Raw genomic sequence first — 1,855 nt, 5'->3', positions numbered from 1 at the left:
CAGCCAGACGTACACCTCGGCGCCGAGGAGCAACAGCAGGAGCAGCCTGGCGCCGAGGTGTACGTCTGGCTGCGGCTACGGCGGCTCGGCCTCACCCGGCGCCAGGCGCTCGCGCGTCTCGTACCGGAGCGTCTGGCGCGGTACGTCGCGCACGAGGCGCGGATCCTGGCGAGCCTGGTCCGGTGGGTCGCTCGCCGTCCGCACGGTGTCGGCGGGGCCGACGCGGTCTTCCCGCACGCCCGTGACCAGGCCGCCATGATGTACGGCCTCACGTTCGTGTGCGTGGCGGAGACGGTCGCGCTGTCGTTCCTGCTCGCCCGCTGGCCCGTCGTCCACGCCGTCCTGCTGGTCGTCGACGTCTACACCGTGCTGTTCGTCCTCGGGATGCACGCCGCCGCCGTCACCCGGCCGCACGTCCTGGCCGGGGGTGTCCTGCGCATCCGGCAGGCGGCCCATGTCGACCTGCGTGTTCCGGTCGCCCGGATCGCCGGCGTCCGGCGCGAGACGCGCTACACCCACGAGAAGAAGGACGGCGAACTCAACCTGCCCGTCGGCTCACGGACCTCCCTCACCCTCGAACTGACCGAACCGGTCGACGCACCGACGTTCCTCGGCACCCCCCGGCTCGTACGGGTGATCCGGTTGCACGCCGACGATCCGAAGTCCCTCCACGACTCCGTCACCCGGGCACGGACGACGGCTCAGGACGCGGACTGAATGTCCCCCCGCGTGGACGCCGCGATGGTGTCCCGGTGGGCGAAGTCGCCCGGGGGGATGCCGGGATGGTGGCCGAGAGGGGTCGAGGGGACCGTGACGGAGGGGCCGAGGGTGAGGCGGGAGACGATGCGGTAGCGGTCCCCGCGATAGATCGAGTGGACGTATTCGACGGGCCGGCCCGTGGTGTCCGAGGTGAGGCGCTCGAAGAGCAGGGCCGGGGAGAGTTCGGGGACGTCGAGGAGTTCGGCCTCGGCGCGGGTGACGACGGTCGGCTCGATCGCCTGGACCGCCTCCTGGACGTGGACGCCGTGCTGTTCCCGGAAGTGTTCGTACAGGTCGCCGGCCTCCAACTCCCGTGCGGACAGGGTCGGGACGAGGTCGGCCCGGATGTGCAGGTGCTCGATGGCCATCGGGGCGCCGTCGACCAGACGCAGCCGTGCCACGTACACGATCTCGGCGGCGGGCGAGAGGCGCAACCTGCGGCCCACGCGGGCACCGGCCGGGACGGTGGTGAACTCCAGCAGGCGGCTCGACCAGGTGCCGGAGGCCTGAGGGGCCGTCATGGTCTGTTCGCCGGAGACCAGTTCCTGGGTGATCTTCTCCGGTGCCACGAACATGCCGCGCCCGTGTTCCCGTACCAGCAGCCCCGCGGCGGCGAGTTCGTCGACCGCCGCGCGCAAGGTCGGCCGGGACACGCCCAGTTGGGCGCAGAGAACGCGCTCTGAGGGGATCGCGTCACCCGGGCGGTGCGACTCGACGAGGTCGAGAACGAAGTCGCGGACCCGCTCCCGTTTGAGCACCGCACCTGGCGCGTCGGCCTTCATGTCGCACTCCCCTGCGTGGAGCCCCTGTTCGGTCACCCACTTGACCAGTTGACCAACGGTAGCCCGCAATCGCCCTGTTGACCCGGGCAGTGTAACCACCTCCCGGCGATGATCCTTCCCCTCCGGATCGACCGGCACGCCAAGTCGCCCTGCGACAGAGGGGGTTGTCGGCCGCATTGGTCTATGCCACCTTCATCCCCACCTCGACAGGTGAACTGTCCAGTGGGTTTCACTGATCAGGTGGTAAGCCGATCGCTCATGTCCTCCCCAGGTGAAGCTCCCCCACACGCCCCGCCCCGGAGACGATCCATGCC

Annotated in this window: 2 protein-coding genes; one reads left to right on the top strand and one right to left on the bottom strand. The window is 70.4% G+C overall.

Going from position 1 to position 1,855, the window contains the following annotated elements:
• Positions 1 to 717, top strand: a 717-nt coding sequence (locus tag JHN63_RS51010) for a hypothetical protein (protein WP_234478951.1), incomplete at its 5' end; no start/stop codon positions are given.
• On the opposite strand, the gene JHN63_RS51005 is transcribed toward JHN63_RS51010, so the two are convergent.
• Entirely contained in the window at positions 702 to 1,541 is an 840-nt protein-coding gene (locus JHN63_RS51005) for a GntR family transcriptional regulator (protein ID WP_200691928.1), read from the bottom strand. The two genes, JHN63_RS51010 and JHN63_RS51005, sit on opposite strands and share 16 nt — an antisense overlap.
• Positions 1,542 to 1,855 lie beyond the last annotated feature (314 nt).

This window comes from Streptomyces sp. MBT65, assembly GCF_016612545.1.
GTDB lineage: Bacteria > Actinomycetota > Actinomycetes > Streptomycetales > Streptomycetaceae > Streptomyces.
This window is presented reverse-complemented; position numbering and strand designations above follow the sequence as displayed.

What these genes read in the sequence shown, in the direction of transcription:
- JHN63_RS51005 (WP_200691928.1), bottom strand. Translation starts at nt 1,541, where the DNA reads ATGAAGGCCGACGCGCCAGGTGCGGTGCTCAAACGGGAGCGGGTCCGC.